The sequence below is a fragment of the Caballeronia sp. genome, assembly GCF_049581465.1.
GTDB lineage: Bacteria > Pseudomonadota > Gammaproteobacteria > Burkholderiales > Burkholderiaceae > Caballeronia.
In genome coordinates this window covers 1-2,358 of the sequence record NZ_JBAUSA010000471.1, presented here as the reverse complement: position 1 = coordinate 2,358, position 2,358 = coordinate 1, and the positions used below count along the sequence as shown (strand labels likewise).

The 2,358-nt window shown below is 58.0% G+C and carries 2 protein-coding genes; both read left to right on the top strand.

Features of this window, described 5'->3' with window-relative positions:
• The coding region (locus WCA53_RS11640) for a class I tRNA ligase family protein (RefSeq protein ID WP_423909577.1) at positions 1-1,074 on the top strand (1,074 nt) is incomplete at its 5' end.
• Between the two features lie 218 nt (positions 1,075-1,292).
• Positions 1,293-2,174, top strand: a complete 882-nt coding sequence (gene galU, locus WCA53_RS11635; protein WP_423909572.1) for a UTP--glucose-1-phosphate uridylyltransferase GalU — start codon at positions 1,293-1,295, stop codon at positions 2,172-2,174.
• Positions 2,175-2,358 lie beyond the last annotated feature (184 nt).

The window sequence follows — 2,358 nt, the reverse complement described above, 5'->3', positions numbered from 1 at the left end:
ACGGACGCTCTGCGCTTCACGATGGCGTCGATGGCCACCCTCGGTCGCAACGTGAATTTTGATCTGGCAAGGTGCGAGGGATATCGAAATTTCTGCAACAAACTGTGGAATGCCACGCGTTTTGTCCTGATGAATACCGAAGGCCACGATTGTGGTTTCGGCAAGCCGGGAGAATGTGAGGCGGGCGATTGCGGGCCGGGCGGATACACCGATTTTTCTCAGGCGGACCGCTGGATCGTGTCACTGTTGCAGCGCGTGGAAGCAGAGGTCGAAAAGGGTTTCGCGGACTACCGTTTCGATAACGTTGCGAGCGCGATCTACAAATTCGTCTGGGACGAGTACTGCGACTGGTATCTGGAACTAGCCAAAGTGCAGATCCAGAACGGCGCACCCGAACAGCAACGCGCCACCCGGCGCACTTTGTTGCGCGTGCTGGAAACCGTGCTGCGCCTGGCGCATCCGGTGATTCCGTTCATCACGGAAGCGTTGTGGCAGAAGGTCGCACCGCTGACGGACCTGTATCCGAAGGACGCGAAAGAGGGCGAATTGTCGATCATGGTGCAGCGCTATCCGCAGGCAGAGGCATCAAAGATCGATGAGTCATCTGAACAGTGGGCGGCCGAACTGAAGGGCGTCATCGATGCATGTCGTAATCTGAGGGGAGAAATGAACCTCTCGCCGGCCGTGAAGGTGCCGTTGCTTGCGACCGGCAACGAGGCTCGCTTGCTGACGTTCGCGCCCTATGTTCAGGCGCTCGCACGATTGTCGGAAGTTCGGATCATCGCCGACGAAGCCGCGCTCGACGCGGAGGCAAGTGGCGCACCAGTTGCTATCGTCGGAGAGAACAAGCTGGTGCTGAAGGTGGAAATCGATGTGGCCGCTGAGCGCGAACGGCTCACGAAGGAAGTAGACCGGCTGGCGCAGGAGATATCGAAGGCGCGCGTTAAGCTGGAAAACGAGAGTTTCGTGGCCCGTGCGCCTGCTGCCGTAGTGGATCAGGAACGCAAGCGGCTGGCGGAGTTCGAATCGACGTCGGACAAGTTGAAAGCGCAGTTATCGCGGTTGCCGGCCTGATCGACTTGGGTACTTGGTAGTGCGGGTGCGGGTGCGCGCTGAAGGTCCACGGATTTCGTCCGGGGTTTTTGTTCGGGATTGGCGTGAAAATTTCATTAGAAATTCATCGCGCGAGACTTTTTTCTCAGTGCATCAGCCTGCATCATGGCAGTTGCGTTTTACAGCTCACCAGTTTCAGGCTTGACGTTTAAACACGATACGAGGATCAGGGTCATCAAATGCTAAAAGTTACGAAAGCGGTATTCCCGGTTGCGGGTCTCGGCACCCGGTTCCTCCCTGCGACCAAGGCGAGCCCGAAGGAAATGCTTCCGGTCGTCGACAAGCCGCTGATCCAGTATGCGGTCGAGGAAGCGATGGCCGCCGGCATCACGGAGATGATCTTTGTGACGGGTCGCAGCAAGCGCGCGATTGAAGATCACTTCGACAAGTCCTACGAGATCGAAGCCGAACTCGAAGCGCGCGGCAAGCAGAAGTTGCTGGACCTCGTGCGAAGCATCAAACCGAGTCATGTGGATTGTTTCTACGTGCGCCAGGCCGAAGCGCTCGGTCTTGGCCACGCCGTGCTGTGCGCGGAAAAGCTGGTGGGCGACAACCCATTTGCGGTCATCCTGGCGGACGACTTGTTGTACGGTACGCCGCCTGTCATGACGCAGATGATCGAAGTGTTCGACCACTATCACAGCTCGGTCATTGGCGTGGAAGAAATTCCGGCGCAGGATTCCAAGTCGTACGGTGTGATTGACGGCAAGGAATGGGAAGACAACATTTTCAAGTTATCGGGCATTGTGGAAAAGCCGGAACCGGAAGTTGCGCCGTCGAATCTCGGCGTGGTTGGCCGTTATGTGTTGAAGCCGCGTATTTTCGACCATATCCGCGCGTTGAAGCCGGGCGCTGGCGGCGAATTTCAACTGACGGACGCGATTCAATCGCTGCTCGCCGACGAACAAGTGCTGGCGTACAAGTATCACGGCACGCGATTTGACTGCGGCAGCAAGCTTGGTTATCTGAAAGCGACGGTGGAATTCGCGTTGCGGCATCCGGAAGTGGCGAAGGACTTCCAGGAGTACCTGAACACGCGTTCACCGCATTTGATTGGCTAGGGCCGCCGGCGCTTGGGGGGGCTGGGGCGTGGGGCGGTGTGCTTGCGGAGAGTGGGAGGCGAAGGGTGGAGGGGTGCTGCTCGCGGAGAGTGTGGGGCTAGGTTTGAGCGGGTGCTGCTCGCGGAGAGTGTGGGGCTAGGTTTGAGTCCTTCTGCTAGCGTGGTCATTCTGCTTAAGTCGGATT

Coding starts and splice junctions, on each gene's coding strand:
- galU (WP_423909572.1), top strand. CDS start 1,293: ATGCTAAAAGTTACGAAAGCGGTATTCCCGGTTGCGGGTCTCGGCACC.